Below are 21,100 nucleotides of genomic sequence, written 5' to 3' on the forward strand. Positions count from 1 at the left end.
GGGCGGCGGAGAGCGGCGGAGGGCGGAGGGCGGGCACCCGGGCGGCGCGGCGCGCGGTGGGCGCCCGGCGGTCCCGCACGGGGCCTTCCCTCCCGCACGGCGCCCGCGGGAAGCGGCGGACGGGCACCGGAGGCGTGCGCCCGTCGCCGCCCGCTGTTTGAGGAGGGCGCGTAGGGCAGTTGGCCGAGGCGGTTGTCAGTGCCCGTCGCTACGGTCCTGCACGGACGCGAGGTTCGCGTCCGGGGAGGCCGAGTGATGGACGAAGCAGGACAGGGCGGCGCGGCCGGGGTGCGGGTCGCGGAGGGGCCGCCCGTCAGCGGTGCGGCGGGGCTCCGGTGGCGGGGCGGATTCGGCCGGCTGTGGGGCGCGGCCGTGCTGTCGCGGTTCGGGGACGCGCTGCGCACGGCCGCGCTGCCGCTGCTGGCGGTCGGGCTGACCGACGACCCGTTCCTGGTGTCGCTGGTGACGGCCTGCGGCTATCTGCCCTGGCTGCTGTTCGGGCTGCTGGGCGGGGCCGTCGCCGACCGGGTCGACCAGCGGCGGGCGATGTGGGCGGTCGACGTGGTGCGGGGCCTGCTGGTGGCCGCCTTCGCCGTCGCCGTCGCGCTGGACCGGGTGAGCATCGCGCTGGTGATCGCCCTGGCGTTCGCCCTCACGACCCTCCAGACCCTCTTCGACAACGCGGCCACGGCCCTGCTGCCGTCGGTCGTCCCGCGGCCCGCGCTGTCATCGGCCAACGCCCGGCTGATGACCGGCCAGCAGATCGCCGGATCGTTCGTGGCCACGCCCGCGCTCCCGCTGCTGCTGGCCCTCGGCGCGGCGGTTCCGTACGCGGTCGACGCCGTGACGTATCTGCTCGCGGCGGCCCTGATCGCCTCGCTCAAGACCTTTGGCCCGGAGCGGGAGCCGCGCCCGGAGGGCCGGACGCTGCGGCGGGACGTCGCCGACGGGATACGGCTGCTGTGGCGGGACCGGGTGCTCCGGGCCCTGTGCGCCGCGAACGCGCTGAGCAGTGTCGGCATGGGCGCCCTCATCGCGATGCTCGTGCTGCATGTGACGGGGTGGCTGGACGCGGGCGAGGCCGGGTATGCCGCCGCGCTGGCGGCCTACGGGGTCGGCAGCGTCGCCGGTGGCCTGTCGGCGGCCCGGCTCACCCGCCGGACCGGCCAGGCGCGGTCCCTCTTCTTCGGGCTGCTCGCGCAGATCGCCTCGCTGGTCGTGCTGGGTGGCGTCCGGACACTGCCGGCCGCCATGGCCTCCCTCGCGGTGCTCGGGTTCTGCACCATGGTCTGGAACGTCACCGAGGTGACGATGATGCAGGAGCGGACCCCGGCCGCCGCGCTCGGACGGGTCAGTGCCGCGAATCGCACCCTGTCGGCGGGCAGCGCTCCGTTCGGGGCGCTGCTCGGCGGAGCCGCCGCGGGAGCCTGGGGGCTGAACGCCCCGGCCCTGATGACCGCGGGCCTCTTCCTGCTCGCCCTGCCCGCGCTGCTTCCCGCGCTCGGGACACCCGCGCGCAAGGTCCCGGACAGCGGACGGACACCTCACCGCGACGGCTGATCCCTTAGGTTGGAAGACGCAGTGGGGGCACGTCGAGAAGAAGTGAGCTGATGTCGGAGATGAACGCAGAGGGCCGCGGCAGGCTGGACCGGATGCCGGAGTGGACCGCCCTGGCCCGGCACCGGGACAAGCTCGGGGAGGTGCGGCTGCGCGAGCTGTTCGACACCGACCCCGGCCGCGCCGGGCGCTACTCCCTCCGGGTGGGCGACCTCCACCTGGACTACTCCAAGCACCTCGTGACGGACGAGACGCTCGCGCTGCTGCGCGAACTCGCGGCGGCGACCGGCGTGACGGAGCTGCGGGACGCCATGTTCCGCGGCGAGAAGATCAACAACACCGAGGGCCGCGCGGTGCTGCACACCGCGCTGCGCGCGCCGCACGACACCGTCGTCGAGGTCGACGGGGAGAACGTCGTCCCCGCCGTCCACTCCGTGCTCGGCAAGATGTCCGTGTTCGCCAACCGGGTGCGCTCCGGGGACTGGACGGGCCACACCGGCCGGCGCATCCGTACGGTCGTCAACATCGGCATCGGCGGTTCCGACCTCGGCCCCGCCATGGCGTACGAGGTGCTGCGCCCGTGGACGGACCGGGAGTTGCAGTTCCGCTTCGTCTCGAACGTGGACGGCGCGGACCTCCACGAGGCGCTGCGGGACCTGGACCCGGCCGAGACGCTCTTCGTCATCTCCTCCAAGACCTTCACCACCATCGAGACCATCACCAACGCCACCTCCGCCCGGAGCTGGCTGCTGGCCGGGCTCGGCGGTGACGAGGCGGCGGTCGCCCGCCACTTCGTGGCCGTGTCGACGAACGCCGAGAAGGTCGCCGAGTTCGGCATCGACACCACCAACATGTTCGAGTTCTGGGACTGGGTCGGCGGACGCTACTCCTACGACTCGGCCATCGGTCTGTCCCTGATGATCGCCATCGGCCCGGAGCGGTTCCGCGAGATGCTCGCCGGCTTCCATCTGATGGACGAGCACTTCCGTTCCGCCCCGCCGGAGGAGAACGCACCGCTGCTGCTCGGCCTGCTCGGCATCTGGTACGGCAATTTCCACGACGCCCAGTCCCATGCCGTCCTGCCGTACAGCCATTACCTGTCCCGCTTCACCGCCTATCTCCAGCAGCTGGACATGGAGTCCAACGGCAAGTCGGTCGACCGTTCGGGCGAGCCGGTGAGCTGGCAGACCGGCCCGGTCGTCTGGGGCACCCCCGGCACCAACGGCCAGCACGCCTACTACCAGCTGCTGCACCAGGGCACCAAGGTCGTCCCGGCCGACCTCATCGGCTTCGCCCGCCCGGTCGGCGAACTGAGCGACGACCTCGCCGCGCAGCACGACCTGCTGATGGCCAATCTGTTCGCCCAGGGCCAGGCCCTGGCGTTCGGCAAGACGGAGGACGAGGTCCGGGCGGAGGGCGTGCCCGAGGAGCAGGTGCCGCACCGCACCTTCCACGGCAACCACCCGACCACCACCATCCTGGCCTCCGAGCTCAGCCCCTCGGTGCTGGGCCAGCTGATCGCCCTCTACGAGCACAAGGTGTTCGTCCAGGGCGCGGTGTGGAACATCGACTCCTTCGACCAGTGGGGCGTCGAACTCGGCAAGGTGCTCGCCAAGCGCATCGAGCCCGCACTGACGGAGGGCGCCGAGGTCGCGGGCCTGGACGGGTCCACCGCCGCCCTGGTGGCGCGCTACCGGGAGCTGCGCGGCCGCTGACGCGCTACCGCGAGCTGCGCGTCCGGCTGACCCGTACGACGCGGCCGGGCCCCGCCTCGGGAGGAGGCGGGGCCCGGCCGGGTGTACGGAGGGATCAGCGCGGCAGGTCCGCCGCGGCGGACTCGTCCAGCAGCCAGAGCGTGCGCTCGCTGCCGTACGCCCCCGCCGCCGGGGCCTGGATCTCCCCGATCCCGTCGGAGAGCACCGTCGTCACCGCCCGGGCCTTGTCCTCGCCCGCGGCGAGCAGCCACACCTCGCGGGCGGTCCGGATCGCGGGCAGGGTCATGGAGATCCGGACCGGAGGCGGCTTGGGCGCGTGATGGACGCCGACCACGGTCCGCTCCGTCTCACGCGAGGCCGACAGCTCCGGGAAGAGCGAGGCCACATGGGTGTCGGGGCCGACGCCCAGCAGCAGCACGTCGAAGACCGGCACCGGTCCGCGCCCCCCGGACCCGGCGGCCGTGGCCAGCTCCTCGGCGTACGCCGCTGCCGCCGCCTCCACGTCCTCGCCGTGCGGCCCGTCCGAGGCGGGCATCGGATGCACCCGCGCGGCGTCCAGGGGCAGGGAGTCCAGCAGCGCCTTGCGCGCCTGGGTGTCGTTGCGCTCGGGGTCGCCGGCCGGCAGGAAGCGCTCGTCGCCCCACCAGAGGTCCACCCGCGACCAGTCGACGGCCTCCCGGCCGGGCGCGTCGGCGAGCGCGGCCAGCAGGCCGTTGCCGTTGCGCCCGCCGGTGAGCACCACCGAGGCGCCGCCGCGCGCGGCCTGCGCCTCGGTGATCTTCGTGATCAGCCGGGCCGCCGTGTCCCGGGCCATCTGCTCCTTGTCCCGGTGGACGACGGTCTCGGGGGCGGTCACTTCCGCGCCGCCTTGCCGGAGGCGGCGGCCTTCCGGCCGGCGGGCTTCTTCCCGCCCGCGTCCGGCCCGGCGCCGCTCTCCGGTCCGCCGCCGTCGCCATCACCGGCGTCGCTGCCGCTGCCGCTCCCGCTGCCGGAACCGCTGTCGGTGTCGCCGCCCGCTCCGGGCCGGATCACCTGGCTGCCCAGCTTGCCGACCCCGAACCGCACCGTTGACGCGTACGTCTCGTCCGGGTCCAGCCGGCGCAGCTCCTCGGCGATCAGCTCGGAGGTCTCCCGCCGGTTCAGCGCCACATGCCGGTCCGGCTGGCCGGGCATGGCCAGCTCGGCGAGGGAGCCGTTCGCCCGGTCCAGGCAGATCTCGCCGTCGGTGGTCGCCATCCGGACCGCCGTCAGGCCGGGCCCCTCGGAGACCTTGCGCTCCACGGGGACGCCGAGCCGGTCCGCCAGCCACAGCGCGAGCAGCTCGCTGCTCGGGTTGTACGCCTCGCCCTCCACCACGGCCGACTCGATCGCCGCGTGCTTCTGGTCCAGCGCGGCGGCCAGCACACTGCGCCACGGAGTGATCCGGGTCCACGCCAGGTCGGTGTCGCCCGGTGTGTAGGTGCGGGCCCGCTGGGCGAGCGTGGAGACCGGGTCCTCGATGTTCGCCGCGTCGGTGATGCGCCGGGCGGCGAGCCTGCCGAGCAGGTCCTCGTTCGGGTGCTCCGGGGCGTCCTCGGGCCACCAGACGACCACCGGGGCGTCCGGCAGCAGCAGCGGCAGCACCACCGAGTGCGCGTGGTTCGCCAGTTCGCCGTGCAGCCGCAGCAGCACGGTCTCGCCGGTGCCCGCGTCCCCGCCGACGCGCACCTCGGCGTCCAGCCGGGCCAGTTTGCGGTCCCGCGGCGAGCGCCCGTGCCGCTTGATGACGACGAGGATCCGGGAGGGGTGCTCCTTGGAGGCGTCGCCGGCGGCCTTCAGCGCGTCGTAGTGGTTGCCCTCGTCGGTGACGATGACGAGGGTCAGCACCATGCCGACCGCCGGGGTGCCGGTGGCCCTGCGGGCCTGCACCAGCGAGGAATTGATCTTGCTGGCCGTGGTGTCCGTGAGGTCGATCTTCATGGCCGGCGCCAGCTCCGTCCGTCTCGTGCGAGCATCTCGTCCGCCGCCTGCGGCCCCCAGGTGCCCGCGGTGTACTTCTCCGGCTTGCCGTGCCGGTCCCAGTACTCCTCGACCGGATCGAGGATCCGCCAGGACTCCTCGACCTCCTGGTGCCGGGGGAAGAGGTTGGCGTCGCCGAGCAGGACGTCCAGCAGCAGCCGCTCGTACGCCTCCGGGCTGGAGGTGGTGAACGACTCGCCGTAGGCGAAGTCCATCGTCACGTCCCGGATCTCCATCGAGGTGCCGGGCACCTTCGAGCCGAAGCGGATGGTGACGCCCTCGTCCGGCTGCACCCGGATGACCAGGGCGTTCTGCCCCAGCTCCTGGGTGTCGGTGGTGTCGAAGGGGGAGTACGGCGCGCGCTGGAAGACGACCGCGATCTCGGTGACCCGGCGGCCGAGCCGCTTGCCGGTGCGCAGATAGAACGGCACGCCCGCCCAGCGCCGGTTGTCGATGCCGAGCTTGATCGCGGCGTAGGTGTCGGTGCGGGAGTGGGCGTCGATGCCCTCCTCCTCGCAGTACCCGAGCACTTCCTCGCCGCCCTGCCAGCCGTGCGTGTACTGCCCGCGCACGGTGTGCCGGCCCAGGTCCTCGGGCAGCTGGACCGCCTTGAGCACCTTCAGCTTCTCGGTGACCAGCGCCTTGGCGTCGAAGGAGGACGGCTCCTCCATGGCGGTCAGCGCGAGCAGCTGGAGCAGGTGGTTCTGGATGACGTCGCGGGCGGCGCCGATGCCGTCGTAGTAGCCGGCCCGGCCGCCGATGCCGATGTCCTCGGCCATCGTGATCTGTACGTGGTCGACGTAGGACCTGTTCCACAGCGGCTCGAACATCGTGTTGGCGAAGCGCAGCGCCAGGATGTTCTGGACCGTCTCCTTGCCCAGGTAGTGGTCGATCCGGAAGACGTCGGACGGCCGGAAGACCTGGTGGACGACCTGGTTGAGCTCCTGGGCGGTCGCCAGGTTGTTGCCGAACGGCTTCTCGATGACGGCGCGCCGCCAGGAGTCGCCCTCGCCCTGCGACAGCCCGTGTTCCTTGAGCTGCTGCACGACGGTGGGGAAGAACTTGGGCGGCACCGACAGGTAGAAGGCGAAGTTGCCTCCCGTGCCGCGTGCCTTGTCCAGCTCGTCGATCGTCGCCTTCAGCGTCCGGAAGGCGTCGTCGTCGGAGAAGTCACCGGAGACGAAGCGGAAGCCCTGGGCGAGCTGCTGCCAGACCTCCTCGCGGAACGGGGTCCGCGCGTGCTCCTTGACCGCGTCGTGGACGACCTGGGAGAAGTCCTCGTCCTCCCAGTCCCGCCGGGCGAAGCCGACGAGCGAGAATCCCGGCGGCAGCAGTCCGCGGTTGGCGAGGTCGTAGACGGCAGGCATCAGCTTTTTACGGGACAGATCGCCTGTGACGCCGAAGATGACCAGGCCGGACGGCCCCGCGATACGCGGGAGCCGCCGGTCCGATGCGTCACGCAGCGGATTGCTGCTGGTCAATTCAGGCCTCCGGGGGAGCGAGGCGCTTCAGCTCCGCCTCGGTGGACTTCAGGAGGTCGGTCCAGGACTTCTCGAACTTCTCCACGCCCTCGTCCTCGAGGAGCTGCACGACCTCGTCGTACGAGATCCCGATCTTCTCGAGCGCGTCCAGGTCGGCCTTCGCCTGCTCGTAGCGGCCGCGCACCGTCTCGCCGCTGATCTCGCCGTGGTCGGCGACGGCGTCGAGAGTGGAGTGCGGCATGGTGTTGACCGTGCCCGGGGCGACGAGTTCGTCGACGTACAGGGTGTCCTTGTACGCCTTGTCCTTGACGCCGGTGGAGGCCCACAGCGGGCGCTGCCGGTTGGCGCCGTCCTTCTCCAGGGCGGCCCAGCGCTCGGAGCCGAAGACCTCCTCGTACGCCTGGTAGGCGAGCCGGGCGTTGGCGATGGCGGCCTTGCCGCGCAGCGCCTTGGCCTCGTCGGTGCCCATGCCGTCCAGCCGCTTGTCGATCTCGGTGTCGACGCGGGAGACGAAGAAGGACGCCACCGACTCGATCGTGGCGAGGTCCAGGCCCGCGGCCTTGGCCTTCTCCAGACCGGTGAGGAAGGCGTCCATCACCGCGCGGTAGCGCTCCAGGGAGAAGATCAGCGTGACGTTGACGCTGATGCCCCGGGAGATGACCTCGGTGATCGCGGGAAGGCCCGCCTCGGTCGCCGGGATCTTGATGAAGGTGTTCGGCCGGTCCACGAGCCAGGCGAGCTGCTTGGCCTCGGCGACGGTGGCGTGCGTGTTGTGCGCCAGCCGCGGGTCGACCTCGATGGAGACCCGGCCGTCGCGGCCGTCGGTCGCGTCGTACACCGGACGCAGCACGTCCGCGGCGTCGCGGACGTCCGACGTGGTGATCATCCGGACCGCTTCCTCCACCGTCACCCGGCGGACCGCGAGGTCGGAGAGCTGCTGCTCGTACCCCTCGCCGCCGGAGATCGCCTTCTGGAAGATCGTCGGGTTGGTCGTGACGCCGACGAGGTGACTGGAGTCCATCAGCTCCGCGAGGTCACCGGAGGTGATGAACGAGCGGGACAGGTCGTCCAGCCAGATCGCCACACCCTCGTCGGAGAGGCGCTTGAGTGCGTCTGCCATGAAAATTGCATCTCCTACTTGATTGTCTACAGGCGTCAGCGACCGGCGGCTTCGAGAGATTCCCGAGCCGCGGCCTCCACGGCCTCTGCGGTCAGACCGAACTCGCGGTACAGCACCTTGTAGTCGGCGGAGGCGCCGAAGTGCTCCAGCGACACGATCCGCCCGGCCTCGCCGACATACCGGTGCCAGGTGAGGGCGATGCCCGCCTCGACCGCCACCCGGGCCTTGACGGACGGCGGAAGCACGCTGTCCCGGTACCCCTGGTCCTGCTCCTCGAACCACTCGGTCGACGGCATCGACACGACGCGCGCCGGGACGCCGGAGGCCTGGAGCCGCTCGCGCGCCTCGACGGCCAGCTGCACCTCGGAGCCGGTGCCGATCAGCACGACCTGCGGGGTGGTGGGCCGCCCGTCCGCGTCCTCGGCCTCGAAGAGGACGTAGCCGCCCTTGGCGGCGTCGTCGTTCGCCTCGTAGGTCGGGACGTTCTGCCGGGTGAGCGCCAGGCCGTGCGGGGCGGGCTTCGCGGTGTGCCGGCGGACGATCTCGCGCCAGGCGGTCGCCGTCTCGTTGGCGTCGGCCGGGCGGACCATGTTCAGGCCCGGGATGGCGCGCAGCGCGGCCATGTGCTCCACCGGCTGGTGGGTCGGGCCGTCCTCGCCGAGGCCGATCGAGTCGTGCGTCCAGACGTAGGTGACCGGCAGCTTCATCAGCGCGGCGAGCCGGACGGCGGGGCGCATGTAGTCGGAGAACACCAGGAAGGTGCCGCCGTAGATGCGGGTGTTGCCGTGCAGCGCGATGCCGTTCATGGTCGAGCCCATGGCGTGCTCGCGGATGCCGAAGTGCACCGTGCGGCCGTAGGGGCTGGCCTCCGGCAGCGGGTTGCCGGCCGGCAGGAAGGACGAGGTGGGGTCGATCGTGGTGTTGTTCGAACCCGCGAGGTCGGCGGAGCCGCCCCACAGCTCGGGCAGCACGGCGCCCAGGTGCTTGAGGACCTCACCCGAGGCCTTGCGGGTCGCGACGTCCTTGCCGGACTCGAACACCGGCAGCTTCTGCTCCCAGCCCTCGGGCAGTTCGCCCGCGGAGATCCGGTCGAACTCGGCGGCCCGCTCCGGGTTGGCCGAACGCCACTCCTGGAGGCGCTTGTCCCACGCGGAGTGCTCCTCGCGGCCCCGGTCCACGGCCTTGCGGACGTGCGCGAAGACCTCGTCGTCGACCTGGAAGTGCTGCTCCGGGTCGAAGCCCAGCACCCGCTTGGTCGCCGCGACCTCCTCCGCGCCGAGTGCCGAGCCGTGCGAGGCCTCGGTGTTCTGCGCGTTCGGCGCGGGCCAGGCGATGATGGTGCGGGCGGCGATCATCGAGGGGCGCTCGGTCTCGGCCTGCGCCGCCTTGAGCGCCGCGTGCAGCGCCTGCACGTCGAAGTCGCCGTTCGCCGACTGCTCGATGCGCTGGACGTGCCAGCCGTACGCCTCGTAGCGCTTCAGCACGTCCTCGGAGAGGGCGGTGGCGGTGTCGCCCTCGATCGAGATGTGGTTGTCGTCGTAGAGCGCGACGATGTTGCCGAGCTTCTGGTGGCCGGCCAGCGAGGACGCCTCCGCGGAGATGCCCTCCTCCAGGTCGCCGTCGGAGACGATCGCCCAGATGGTGTGGTCGAACGGGGAGGTCCCCTCGGGGGCCTCCGGGTCGAACAGACCGCGCTCGTAGCGCGCGGCCATCGCCATGCCGACGGCGTTGGCGATGCCCTGGCCGAGCGGGCCGGTGGTCGTCTCGACCCCGGTCGTGTGGCCGTACTCCGGGTGCCCGGGGGTCTTGCTGTCCCAGGTCCGGAAAGCCTTCAGATCGTCCAGCTCCAGGCCGTAACCCGCCATGAACAGCTGGATGTAGAGCGTCAGGCTGGAGTGGCCGGGGGAGAGCACGAACCGGTCGCGGCCGGTCCAGTCCGCGTCCGAGGGGTCGTGCCGCATGAGCTTCTGGAACAGCAGGTAGGCGGCCGGGGCGAGGCTCATGGCCGTGCCCGGGTGGCCGTTACCGACCTTCTGCACGGCGTCCATGGCCAGCACCCGGACGGTATCGACAGCCCGCTGGTCCAGTTCGGTCCACTCGAGATCGGTGGTGGTCGGCTTAGTGCTCACCCTGAGTCAGGGCTCCTCTCCACAAGGTCGCAATGCCGGTGACTTGCCCACCGGGCGTAGTCGAGCCTATCTCGCGCGCACGTGCGTTTTTTCGACTGTCCACCAGCTGAAAACAACCGGCGGACCGGTTGCCCGCGGTAACCGGAATCGTGGTGACGCGTTTCCGTCCCGCGGGTGAACACCCGCCTCCCAGCGTGCCCGCCGCCGTGCGCCTTCGCCTGTCGGGCTATCCATACGGACGGCGCGCGGCCGCCGCTCAACACGGTGACCCCGGGGAGGGGCGGGTAATCCCCTGCGTCTAGAGTGGCGTGGTAAGCGCAAGTCCTGCCCGGGCGGACGCCCGGCGGGTTTGCTGGTCTTCCAGCGGCTCAGCCGCCGATGTCATTTCAACCAGGGGTGTGCGTGACGGCCGTCGATTCCCGTCCTGTGCGGATGCCCGTGATGGGTCCCGGCTACCGGCCGCTGGACTCCCGGGTCAAAGCGTTCGTCGCCCTGACGAAGCCGCGCGTCATCGAACTGCTGCTGATGACGACCGTGCCGGTGATGTTCCTGGCCGCCGAGGGGGTCCCGGACCTCTGGCTGGTGCTCGTCACCTGCGTCGGCGGTTATCTGTCGGCCGGCGGCGCCGGGGCGTTCAACATGTACATCGACCGGGACATCGACGCGATGATGGACCGCACCGCGCAGCGCCCGCTGGTCACCGGTGTCGTCTCGCCGCGGGAGTGCCTGGTCTTCGCGACCGCGCTCGCCGTCATCTCCACCGCCTGGTTCTGGGTGCTGGTCAATCCGCTCTCCGCGATGCTGTCGCTGGGCGCGCTCCTCTTCTATGTCGTCGTCTACACGATGTGGCTCAAGCGGCGCACCGCGCAGAACATCGTCTGGGGCGGCATCGCCGGCTGCATGCCGGTCTTCATCGGCTGGTCCGCGGTGACGAACGAGGTCTCCTGGGCCGCCCTCGTCCTCTTCCTCGTCATCTTCTTCTGGACACCGCCGCACTACTGGCCGCTGTCGATGAAGGTGAAGGACGACTACGAGCGGGTCGGCGTGCCGATGCTCCCGGTCGTCGCGGGCAACAAGGCCGTCGCCCGGCAGATCGTCCTCTACAGCTGGGTGATGGTCGGCGTCTCGCTGCTGCTCCAGCCGCTGGGCTACACCGGCTGGTTCTACACCCTGGCCGCCGCCGCGCTCGGCGCCTTCTGGCTCAAGGAGGCACACGGCCTCCACAGCCGGGCCGCCGCCGGGATCACCGGTGCCAAGCTCAAGGAGATGCGGCTCTTCCACTGGTCCATCACCTATGTGTCGCTGCTCTTCGTGGCCGTCGCGGTGGACCCCTTCCTGCGCTGACCCGGGTGCGTTCCCGCGCGCCGGCCCGGGCGTACGCCGTTCGGGGCCGGGTTTCCCGTACGGCGCGGACGGGGCTCCGTGGGTACGGCCCGTCGCCCGTTGATCTACCCGTGGGTAGCATCCTGTCCATGGCAGACACCAAGCAGGACGAGGACACGCAGGCGGCCCCGGCGGCGGGTGCCGGGGGCTCCGCGGGCGACCGGAGGGCCGCACGGCGGGCCGCCAAGCTCGCCCGTGAGATCACCGCCTTCGCCGGGCGCCACGGCGGCGCCGAGGGCCAGCTCGCCCATCTCGGGCAGGTGGGCACCCGCATCGTGCTCGTCGGGGAGGACGGCGGCTGGGGCGACCTCGTGGCCCCTTCGCACGCCGTCGCGCGGAGCGCCGCGGAGAAGGCGGGCATCACCCTGCACGAGAACTTCGACGGCGACCTCGCGGCGAAGGTCCGCACCGGCCCGTACGAGTGGTCGCGGATGGCGGGCATCCAGGTGGGCGGCCCGTCCAACGACTGAGGGCACGGGCCCGGCGGTGACAGCGGGCCGTCCGGGCACCGGGCGCCCCGACGGGGCCGTCCGCGCCGGCAGTCTTTCCGCGTTGTACGGGCGCGGGCTGTCCCGTCGGGGCGCCCGGAGCAGCCAGGCACCCGGACCCGGACGCCCCGCCGGAGCCGTCAGACGGCGGCCGTGACCGCCGTGTCCGCGCGCGGGGCCGCTCCGGCGGCGGAGGAGTCCGGCCGTTCCCGGAGCGAGAGCAGGACCCGCACCACGCCGACCCACACCAGGCAGGACCCGAGCATGTGCAGGCCCACCAGGACCTCCGGCAGCTCGGTGAGGTACTGGACGTAGCCGATGCCGCCCTGCGCGAGCAGCACCAGCATCAGCGCGCCGGTCATCCGCCGCGGCCGCGCGGGGGCGTCCAGCACCCGGAGTACCAGCCACAGTGCGGCGGTCAGCAGGACCACGGCCCAGGCGAGCAGTGCGTGCAGCCGGGTCACGGTCTCCCAGTCCACGCCCATCCGCGGCACCTCGCTGCTGTCGCCCGCGTGCGGACCGGCGCCGGTGACGACCGTCCCCGCCACGATCAGCAGCCCGGCGACGACCGCCATCACCCAGGCCAGCTGCCGCACCCGGGGCCCGACGAGCACGCGCGGCGCGCCGTTCCCCTCCCGGCTGCGGTGCCAGGTGATCGCGGTGATGGTGAGCAGCGCGGTGGCGGCCAGGAAGTGCCCGGCGACGGTGTACGGGTTGAGTTCGGTGAGCACGGTGATGCCGCCGACGATGCCGTTGGCCATGACTGCCCAGAACTGCGCCCAGCCGAGGCGGGTCAGGTCGTGGCGCCACGGCTTGGCGGACCGGGCCGCGAGGATCGCCCAGCCGACGGCCGCGGACAGCACGTACGTCAGCATCCGGTTGCCGAACTCGATGGCGCCGTGCAGCCCCATCTCGCGGGTGGCGATGAGGCTGTCGCTCGAACACTTGGGCCAGGTCTCGCAGCCCAGGCCGGAGCCGGTCAGCCGGACGGCGCCGCCGGTGACCACGATGACCACGCTCATCAGGAGCGCGGCGAAGGCAGCCCGCCGGACCGTCGCCTGCGACGGGGTCCACCGGGCGGCGAGGAAGGCGAGCGGGTTGCGTACGACTGCGGGCACTTTCGACACGGCAACCATCGTAAGCAACCCCTTGTGCTTGTTTTCACGAGGGGGGCTCCCGGGCGGAAGCGGGTGGTCCGGGGCGCGGTCGGTCCGGACCACCCGCCCGGCTGCGGTCCGCCGCTCCGCCGTCGCACCGGCGAGCCTCCGAAGCGGGAGGCCGGTGGTCACGGAGCCCGGCAGCGGTGTGGCGCGGCGGCCGGGCCGCCGCGCCACGGGTGCGGTGTCCCGGGCGTACGAGGTCAGCTGACCCAGATGTTGGAGCGGCCGCTGCTCTGGTAACCCTCGGTAGCCATGATCATGTAGTAGTTGAAGTTGCCGAGGCTCATGCCGGCGCGGGACCAGGCGTCGAAGTGGTTGCCCGTGGTGATGACCCCGCTCATGCTCTTGGACTGCCGGACGCTCCAGAACTGCGGGAAGGTCTTGTTGTCGCCTTCGATGGACGGCTTGTTGTACCGCATCGTGTGGTACATGTCGTACGTGCCGCCGTTGCTGGACATGGTGCCCTTGTGCGTCCCCGTGGGTCTGTAGGTGCCCCAGTTCTCGATGATGTAGTACTCGACGAGCGGGTTGGAGGTCCAGCCGTAGAGGCACAAGTAGGCGTTGCCGGACGGCTGGAAGTTGCCCGAGTAGTTGACGTTCCGGCGGCTGCCGTTGCTCCATCCCTTGCCGCAGACGAAGTTGCCGGTGTTGCTCCACTGGGTGCTGTAGTTGCCGCCGGCCTTGAGGGTCATGGAGGTCGACCCGCCGCCGTCGGTCCAGAACGAGTAGTAGTAGCCCTCGTGGTTGCCGGTCTGGTTCGTGGTGATCGTCGTGTCCGCGTGGGCGGTGCCGGGCAGTATCAGCCCGGAGGCGCCGCCGACGGCCAGGGCCCCGGCACCGCCGAGGATGCTCCTGCGGCTGATGGGGCGGCGGGCGGGGGAGTTGTCCATGTGCACGCTTCCTCCTCGGGAAGGCTGGCGCGAAGCCAGGCAGCGTTGTGCGACCCCGTGGGTCTGCCGGCGGCCGGGGTGGCGGCCACCGCGCGGCGTCGTCCAACGTCGGTGGGGATTGGCCGGTCCTCGTGCGGCTCGGACCGGACAAGCGGGTCACGCTGAGTGACCCGGCATCACAGGGGGTTGAGGACTGTGACGCCGACTCAGTGTTGGCCCGGCTCCGTGACTAGTCAACAGTTCTCGCAAAGATTCCGGAAGGATCGCCCTGGCCGAAAACCAGCTGACAACACGTCACTGCTGGTCAAGTGGGTTGAGTGGTGAATCAAACTCCGGATCATTGCTTGAAGGGGGCAATCGCAAGATCAAATATCGGTGATTTCGGTCAGTGGGACCGAAAGTTTCCGGAATAACTTCCGGGGTGGCTGGAGAGAAGCGGGAGCCGCCGGACGGGCTCCTCCCGCGGACGCCCGCACCGGCAACCCGGCACTTCCGTTCGTGATCAGTCCCCCGGAGCGGCATGCCCGGCGGCGCAAGCGCCCCCTGTACGGGACACGGCCGGGGCGGGCGTGCGCTCAGCGCCTCGTCTCGTACCTGGTCAGCACCACGCCGCCGGGGAACGTCCGCGTCTCCACCAACTTCAGGTTCACCCAGCTGTCCAGCGCGGCGAAGAAGGGCGTGCCGCCGCCCACCAGCACCGGATGGGTGGCGATCACGTACTCGTCGATCAGCCCGGCCCGCATGGCCGCCCCGGCGAGCGTCGCGCCGCCGATGCCCATCGGGCCGCCGTCCTCCGCCTTGAGCCGGGAGATCTCGGCGACCGCGTCGCCGGTGACCAGGCGGGTGTTCCAGTCGACCTTGCCGATCGTCGAGGAGAACACCACCTTCGGCGTGTCCCGCCAGTTCCGCGCGAACTCGATCTCCGCCGGGGTGGCGCCCGGCCGCTGGTCGCCGGTCGGCCAGTAGGAACTCATCGTCTCCCACAGCTTGCGCCCGTACAGCGACAGGCTGCTCGCCCGCTCCTGGTCGAGCCACCACTGGAACAGCTCGTCGCTCGGCGGCCCGCTCCAGCCGATGTCGTCGCCCGCCGCGGCGATGTAGCCGTCCAGGGTCAGGTTCATGCCGTAGACCAGTTTCCGCATGGCGCCAGCCTTTCGCGAGGGGGACTCGTGGGTATGGACCGGCGCCGTGCGGGAAACTCATCGGTGCCCGCTCCGGGCTCACGGACAGCCTCGTGGGCGGGGCTCGATGCGACGTACTCGCCGGCTCGGGCACCCGGCGGATTCGGGCTCGCCCCTGTACGGCAGCAGCCCGCGGGCGAACCGGACCTGGGCCTCAACCGCGACCAGGCCGCTCAACCGCAATCAGGCCGCTCAACCGCGACCAGGCCGCCGAAGGAGCGGATCACCGACTCGGCTCGCGGGCAGGACGCTCGCCGAGGACCCGTAATCGTCGGGGCGGCCCCGTTTCCGTCGGGGCGGCCCCGTTTGCGTCGGGTCGGCGGTCGGCGGTCGGTGGCGGGTAGGCCGGTGGTGGGCGCGGGCCCGGGGCGTCAACGGCCGGCCCGTATTTCCCGTTCCGGGTCCGGCATGGTGCCGAGCACCACGCCGGTCTCCAGCTCGTCGCAGGTGGTCACGCGCGGAACCAGACCCGCGCGGGCCATCGCCTCGGCGGTGTACGGGGCCTGACGCTCACTCGTCTCGATCAGCAGGCAGCCGCCCGGTGCGAGCCACCTGGGCGCCTCCGCCGCCACCCGCCGCTGGATCTCGACACCGTCCGCGCCGCCGTCGAGCGCCGCCCGCGGCTCGTGCACCCGGGCCTCCGGCGGGAGCAGGCCGATTGCCCGGGTGGGGACGTACGGCGCGTTGGCGACGAGTACGTCGACACGACCGCGCAGCCCCGCGGGCAGCGGCTCGTAGAGGTCGCCCTCGTACACCTGCCCGGAGGCGGCCGCGGTGTTGCGGCGGGCGCAGCGGACCGCGGCGGGATCGATGTCGGCCGCGTACAGCTCCGTGCGGCCGACGGCGGCGGCGAGGGCGGCGCCCACCGCTCCCGAGCCGCAGCAGAGATCGAGCACGACGGGTGCGGGGCGGCGCGGCGCCCCACCGGTGCCCGCGGTTCCGCCGTCCGCCCGGCGCCGCACGTGCTCGGCGGCCTGCCGGACCAGGAACTCGGTACGGCGCCTTGGCACGAACACGCCGTGGTCCACGGCGATCCGCAGCCCGCAGAACTCCGCCCAGCCGAGGATGTGTTCCAGCGGCAGGCCGGCGACGCGCCGTTCGACCATGGCGGCGAGGTCGTCCGCCGTACGCGCGGTGGAGACCAGCAGCCGTGCCTCGTCCTCGGCGAAGACACATCCGGCCGCACGGAGCCTGGCCACGACGGCGGACGGCGGCAGCAGCTCCGAGGCGGCGGGCGCGGGGGAGGCGGGGCCGCGGAAGCCGGGCGCGGAGGCGGCGGGCGCGGGCGAGCCAGGTGCGGACGAGGAGGGCGTCCGCGCGGCGGAGGAGGGAGGCGAAGGGGCCGGCGACGGGCCCGGCGGAGAGGAAGCGGGCCGCCTCGAAACCGACGGTGTGGAAGCCGGGGGGCGGTAAGCCGACGGCGTGGAAGCGGGCGAGGCGGAGGACAGCGGGGATGGTGAAGCCGACATGGGAGACGCGAGCCTTTCGAATACCGAAGGGCGCTCTCGCGGGTCGCCTGTGCCTACGGGACCGCGCTGGTGGGAGACGAGAGCACCCGGACTGCCGCAGCGGTAATGGGTCTCACCTCCTCGGTCGGTTCCTGGCCGGAAGCGGCAACAGTACCCGATCGGACGGCCCCGGGCACAGCGGCGCCCGGCCTGTCCGCCCCTGCCGGTCGCTGTGTCAACCGGCCACCGGTCACGGCCGGATGGGGCCCTCGGGGCCAGTCCTTCCGCAGTTCGGCGAGGCGGGCCAGGTCGTCGCGCATCTGCTCCGAGCGCGCCTCCGCGTCCGCATCGGCGCACGCCGTACGGCATGGCACGGAGCGGGCCGATTCCGGCCCTGCGGTGCGCCCGCCCCCGGTGCGCCCGCCGCCCGGTGCGCCCGCCCCCACGGGCGGCCGTGAGCGGGCCGCCGTGAGCGGGGACGGGCGCGCGAGGCTGCCACCGCGGGGAGCGGGGCACGGTCAGCCGCCGGCGACCGCCGGGATGATGGTGATCTCGGCCCCGTCGGGCGTGCCGGCGCGAAGACCGCCGGTGAACCGGACGTCGTCGTCATTGACGTACACGTTGACGAAGCGCCGGAGCCTGCCCTGGTCGTCCAGCACCCGGCCGGAGATTCCCGGGTGCTCCTTCTCCAGGAAGTCGATCACTTCGGACAGCGTGTCACCGACGGCGGGGACGACCGCTCGGCCGCCGGTGTGGGAGCGCAGAATCGTCGGGATGCGAACGGTCACGTTCATACGGGGCCTGCCTCTCGGAACGAGCGTCGCGGAACTGACGCGGATCGGGTCGGAAACGGGCGGAAGCGAATCGGGAACGGGCGGGAGCCGGTGGAGAACGGGCGGGAGCCGGTGGGGAACGGGCGGGAACCGGCGGGAACGGGCAGGGAAGTGAACGGCGGAGGAGTCTCCGTGACGGAGCCGGAACCGGAGCGCGGACTGAACCCGCCCCGGAACGGGAGCCGGAGCCGGACCCGGACAGAATCCGGAGTCGGAGCCGCAGCCGGAACCGGGACCGGAACCGGGACCGGAGCCGGAACCGGAGCCGGGACCGGGACTGAAGCCGGACCCGGACTGAAGCCAAGATCCGGACTGTGGCCGGATCGGGAACCGGAACCGAACCGGCAGGCTGAACCCGGCCCGGAGCCGAGGCCGGCAGGACCGGTCCCGGGCCGCCGGCCGGGGCTCAGCCGGACCGGTGGCGTCTGGCCGCGAGCAGCACCCGGCGGTGCGCCTGTTCGGTGCCCACCGAGATCCGCACGCCCATGTCCGCGTACGCCCTGACACGCACCCCGGCCTCCAGGGCCGAGGCGGCGAAACGTTCCGAGGACGGACCGAGCGGGAGCCAGACGAAGTTCCCCGCCGAGGGCGTGGGCACCAGCCCCTCGGCGCCGAGGTCGTCCTCCAGCGCGCCGCGCAGCCGCCGGATCGTGGCGATTCTCGCGGTGAGTGCCTCCTGCTGCTGGAGCGAGGCCACGGCCGCGCGCTCCCCGGTCCGTGTGATGGAGAACGGGATGACGGTCTTCCGGGCACGGTGCACGATCTCCGCGGAGGCGAAGGCGTAACCGACCCGCAGCCCGGCCAGCCCGTGTGCCTTGGAGAAGGTCCGCAGCAGGACCACGTTGCCGTAGTCGCGGATGGGAGTCAGGTCCCGCTGGTCCTCCTCCGCGTCGAACTCCGTGTACGCCTGGTCCAGGACGGCCACCACATGGGACGGGAGGCCGTCGAGGAACCGGCGCAGCGCGGGGCGGGTGATGCGGCTGCCCGTCGGGTTGTGCGGGGAGCACAGGATCACGGCCCGGGTCCGGGAGTTCACCTTCTCCAGCAGCCGCGGCAGGTCGTGGTCCCCGGAGGCGGTGAGCGGCACCGGGACACCCCGGGCGCCGCTGACCGCGATCAGCAGGGGGTAGGCGTCGAAGCCGGGCCAGGCGTAGAGCACCTCGTCGCCCGCGCCGCACAGGACGAGGAGGAGTTGCTGGAGGACTCCGGCGCTGCCGGGCCCGACCAGGGTCTCCTCCGCCCCGGCCCCGAAGTGCTCGGCGAGGCGGAGCCGCAGGGTGTGGGCGGTCGGGTCCGGGTAGAGGTTGACATCCGTCCCGATCCGGCGCAGTGCCTCGGCCACCGCGGGCAGGGGGGAGATCATGACCTCGTTGTTGGACAGGTCCAGGATCTCGTCGGCCGCGTCCCGCCGGCCGCCCTCGCCGGCGCGGTACGCGGAGAACCGGTCGAGCTCCGAGGCCCTCAGCGCGGGGGATGGGCCGGTACGACTCGTCGACATCGGCTGCTGCCTTCCGGGTAGTTCACGGGTGCGGGCGCGGGCGCGGAACGGGCACCGGCCGGGAAGCGCGGTGATCCGCCGGGAGACCCCTTCACGGGCGCCCCCCTCGCGAGCCGGCCACGGTGGCGTCGACGGGCTCCGGCCAGGCAGCGAAGCGGCGCAGCCCGTACAGCAGCGGCGTGCCCTCCACCTGCGAGATCCGGTCCACCTCACCGAGCACGAGGGCGTGGTCGCTGATCCGCTGGATGCCGCTGACCCGGCACTCCGTCACCGCGAACGCGTCACCGGTCAGCCAGGGCAGCCCGGACGACGACTGCTTCCACTCCACCAGCGAGAACCGGTTCGGGGCGGGCCCGGAGAACACCTCGGCCGCGTGCCGGCCGCCCTCGTGCAGCAGGTTGACGGCGAACGCGCCGTGGGACGTCACGGCGTCCAGCGTGGCGCTGCCGGTGCGCATGCAGACGAGCAGCGTCGGCGGGCTCACGGTGACGCTCGCGATCGAGGAGCACGTCATGCCCCGTGGCGCGCCCTCCCCGTCCAGGCTGGTCACGACCGCGATCCCGGTGGGGAACGCGCTCATCAGGTCGCGGTACCGCTGCCCGCTGCTCATGAGACACCGTGTAACTGCCGGAGCAGTTCATAGGTGGACGGCAGCGAGTCGGCCGTTTCCCGCTGCCTCTTCTTGATGTCGGCGAACAGCAGGTCGGCCTGGGCGGCCGACTGCGGCTTGTAGGCCAGCAGGGGCAGCGGTGCGCGCGGCATCAGGCCCAGCCCCGCGAAGATGCAGTAGTAGCTGCCGTTCGTCCAGAAGTTGCGGAACTCGGCCTCGAAGTTGCCGTAGTAGGTGCTCTCGTCGGTGACGGGCAGGTTGACCGGCAGGCCGGCGCGGTAGGTCTCGATCTTGTCCTTGATGCCGTCGGCGAGCACCAGCTCCTTGTTGGCCTGCCAGAACGGCGTGTCCGTCCGCGGCGACAGGGAGTAGTGCGCCTGGAGGAAGTCGCGGGTGTCGTCGAACATCTCCTGGATCTCGCGGTTGAACCGGTCGATGATGACCTTGTCGAAGGTCTTGTCGGGGAAGTGCTTGGCCAGCATGTGGATGGCCGCGTAGATGAAGTAGATGCCGCTGGACTCCAGTGGTTCCACGAAGCACGAGGCCAGGCCGACGCTGACGCAGTTGCGCACCCATGCCCTGCGGTTCCGCCCCACCCGGAAGCGCACGTGGTTGAACTCGGTGTGGTCCGGGTCCAGCCCCCACAGCTTCGAGAACGCCAGGGTGGCCTCGTCCTGGCCGGTGAAGTCGCGGGAGTAGACGTAGCCGGTGCCGAAACGTCCCAGCATCGGGATCTTCCACGTCCAGCCGGACGGCATGGCGATCGAGGAGGTGTAGGGCTCGACGCCGTTCTTCTCGTCGTCGTGCGGCACGGCCGTGGCCACCGCGCTGTTGCACAGCAGGTGGTCGCTCATGTCGACGAACGGCTCCTCCATGGCCTTGTTGATCAGCAGCCCGCGGAAGCCGGAGCAGTCGATGAACAGGTCACCCTTGAGCAGCTGCCCGGACTTGGTGCGCAGAGCGGTGATGAAGCCCCGCTCGTCGGTGAGCACTTCGGTCATCTCGTCCTGTACGTGGACGACCGCCTGCTTGGTGACCGCGAAGTCGCGCAGATACGCGGCGACCTTGGCGGCGTCGAAGTGCCAGGCGTAGTTGGTCGCCCTGCTCATGTCCAGCCACCGGGGCGCCTTCTTGGCGTCCATGATCGCGGTGTCGACGAAACAGGCGTCGTCGAACGCTTCGTTCGTCTCGCCCCGGAGCGCCTTGGCCGCCCAGTAGTGGGACAGCGGGATCCGGTCGGCGGACGGCAGCAGGCCGAACGGGTGGTGGAAGGTGTCCGGGCGCCCGTCGTCGCGGGTCCGCGGCTGCGGGCTGCCGGGGCCGGGCGTGCGCCAGTTGATGAACTTGACGGCCATCTTGAAGCTGGCGTTGCACTCGCGCATCCACTCCTCCTCGGGGATGCCGAGGTAGTCGAAGAACGCGCGCTGCAGATTGGGGACGGTCGCCTCGCCCACGCCGATCCGCGGGATAGAGGGGGCCTCCAGGACCGTGATGTCGACCGTCCGCTGGAGGGCCTTGCCGAGATAGGAGGCGGCCATCCAGCCCGCGGTGCCACCGCCGAGGATGACGACCGACTTGATGCGGTTGTCCATGTTGTCTCCTGAGGGAT

Annotated in this window: 17 protein-coding genes; 4 read left to right on the top strand and 13 right to left on the bottom strand. The window is 71.7% G+C overall.

The window, feature by feature from the left end:
* The first annotated feature begins 255 nt into the window (after positions 1 to 255).
* Both GCU69_RS09310 and pgi read left to right on the top strand, forming a co-directional pair.
* Complete coding sequence (locus GCU69_RS09310) at positions 256 to 1,560, top strand: MFS transporter (RefSeq protein ID WP_156205659.1); 1,305 nt, start codon at positions 256 to 258, stop codon at positions 1,558 to 1,560.
* 59 nt (positions 1,561 to 1,619) lie between these two features.
* The gene (gene pgi, locus GCU69_RS09315; RefSeq protein WP_098751360.1) at positions 1,620 to 3,272 is read left to right on the top strand and encodes a glucose-6-phosphate isomerase; all 1,653 of its coding nucleotides are present in this window, start codon (positions 1,620 to 1,622) and stop codon (positions 3,270 to 3,272) included.
* Between the two features lie 94 nt (positions 3,273 to 3,366).
* Here the strand turns inward: pgi and pgl are convergent, their stop codons facing one another.
* From pgl to tkt, 5 genes are read right to left on the bottom strand one after another with little or no spacing between them, the layout of a single operon-like run.
* Positions 3,367 to 4,128, bottom strand: coding sequence for a 6-phosphogluconolactonase (gene pgl, locus GCU69_RS09320; RefSeq protein WP_098751357.1), 762 nt, complete (start codon positions 4,126 to 4,128; stop codon positions 3,367 to 3,369).
* The gene (gene opcA / locus GCU69_RS09325) at positions 4,125 to 5,231 is read right to left on the bottom strand and encodes a glucose-6-phosphate dehydrogenase assembly protein OpcA (RefSeq protein ID WP_156205661.1); all 1,107 of its coding nucleotides are present in this window, start codon (positions 5,229 to 5,231) and stop codon (positions 4,125 to 4,127) included. Before opcA ends, pgl begins: the two co-directional genes overlap by 4 nt.
* Complete coding sequence (gene zwf, locus GCU69_RS09330; RefSeq protein WP_098751355.1) at positions 5,228 to 6,751, bottom strand: glucose-6-phosphate dehydrogenase; 1,524 nt, start codon at positions 6,749 to 6,751, stop codon at positions 5,228 to 5,230. The genes opcA and zwf overlap by 4 nt, the downstream gene beginning before the upstream one ends.
* Position 6,752: 1 nt before the next feature.
* Positions 6,753 to 7,871 carry a transaldolase gene (tal, locus tag GCU69_RS09335; protein ID WP_098751354.1) on the bottom strand — a complete coding sequence of 373 codons (1,119 nt, stop codon included), beginning with the start codon at positions 7,869 to 7,871 and terminating at the stop codon, positions 6,753 to 6,755.
* 35 nt (positions 7,872 to 7,906) lie between these two features.
* Positions 7,907 to 10,000, bottom strand: coding sequence for a transketolase (gene tkt, locus GCU69_RS09340; protein WP_098751353.1), 2,094 nt, complete (start codon positions 9,998 to 10,000; stop codon positions 7,907 to 7,909).
* Between the two features lie 402 nt (positions 10,001 to 10,402).
* Between tkt and GCU69_RS09345 the strand changes: the two genes are divergently transcribed.
* The gene (locus GCU69_RS09345; protein ID WP_235978349.1) at positions 10,403 to 11,344 is read left to right on the top strand and encodes a heme o synthase; all 942 of its coding nucleotides are present in this window, start codon (positions 10,403 to 10,405) and stop codon (positions 11,342 to 11,344) included.
* A gap of 128 nt (positions 11,345 to 11,472) precedes the next feature.
* Entirely contained in the window at positions 11,473 to 11,853 is a 381-nt protein-coding gene (locus tag GCU69_RS09350; protein WP_098751351.1) for a hypothetical protein, read from the top strand.
* 158 nt (positions 11,854 to 12,011) lie between these two features.
* On the opposite strand, the gene GCU69_RS09355 is transcribed toward GCU69_RS09350, so the two are convergent.
* The 8 genes from GCU69_RS09355 to GCU69_RS09390 all read right to left on the bottom strand — a co-directional run bounded on the left by GCU69_RS09355 (position 12,012) and on the right by GCU69_RS09390 (position 21,083).
* Positions 12,012 to 13,007, bottom strand: a complete 996-nt coding sequence (locus tag GCU69_RS09355; protein ID WP_156205663.1) for a COX15/CtaA family protein — start codon at positions 13,005 to 13,007, stop codon at positions 12,012 to 12,014.
* Between the two features lie 224 nt (positions 13,008 to 13,231).
* Positions 13,232 to 13,921, bottom strand: a complete 690-nt coding sequence (locus GCU69_RS09360; protein WP_098751349.1) for a glycoside hydrolase family 11 protein — start codon at positions 13,919 to 13,921, stop codon at positions 13,232 to 13,234.
* Positions 13,922 to 14,496: 575 nt separating this feature from the next.
* Positions 14,497 to 15,063, bottom strand: a complete 567-nt coding sequence (locus GCU69_RS09365; protein ID WP_156205665.1) for a dihydrofolate reductase family protein — start codon at positions 15,061 to 15,063, stop codon at positions 14,497 to 14,499.
* 410 nt (positions 15,064 to 15,473) lie between these two features.
* Positions 15,474 to 16,301, bottom strand: coding sequence for a putative protein N(5)-glutamine methyltransferase (locus tag GCU69_RS09370; RefSeq protein ID WP_408055783.1), 828 nt, complete (start codon positions 16,299 to 16,301; stop codon positions 15,474 to 15,476).
* A gap of 767 nt (positions 16,302 to 17,068) precedes the next feature.
* The gene (locus GCU69_RS09375) at positions 17,069 to 17,344 is read right to left on the bottom strand and encodes a MoaD/ThiS family protein (RefSeq protein WP_156205668.1); all 276 of its coding nucleotides are present in this window, start codon (positions 17,342 to 17,344) and stop codon (positions 17,069 to 17,071) included.
* 445 nt (positions 17,345 to 17,789) lie between these two features.
* Positions 17,790 to 18,881 carry an aminotransferase class I/II-fold pyridoxal phosphate-dependent enzyme gene (locus GCU69_RS09380; RefSeq protein WP_156205670.1) on the bottom strand — a complete coding sequence of 364 codons (1,092 nt, stop codon included), beginning with the start codon at positions 18,879 to 18,881 and terminating at the stop codon, positions 17,790 to 17,792.
* Between the two features lie 91 nt (positions 18,882 to 18,972).
* Complete coding sequence (locus GCU69_RS09385; RefSeq protein WP_098755163.1) at positions 18,973 to 19,491, bottom strand: flavin reductase family protein; 519 nt, start codon at positions 19,489 to 19,491, stop codon at positions 18,973 to 18,975.
* Positions 19,488 to 21,083: a tryptophan halogenase family protein gene (locus GCU69_RS09390; RefSeq protein ID WP_098755162.1), complete on the bottom strand. Its 1,596-nt coding sequence runs from the start codon at positions 21,081 to 21,083 to the stop codon at positions 19,488 to 19,490. Before GCU69_RS09390 ends, GCU69_RS09385 begins: the two co-directional genes overlap by 4 nt.
* Between the last annotated feature and the right edge of the window lie 17 nt (positions 21,084 to 21,100).

The organism is Streptomyces lycii (genome assembly GCF_009735685.1).
Taxonomy (GTDB): Bacteria; Actinomycetota; Actinomycetes; order Streptomycetales; family Streptomycetaceae; genus Streptomyces; species Streptomyces lycii.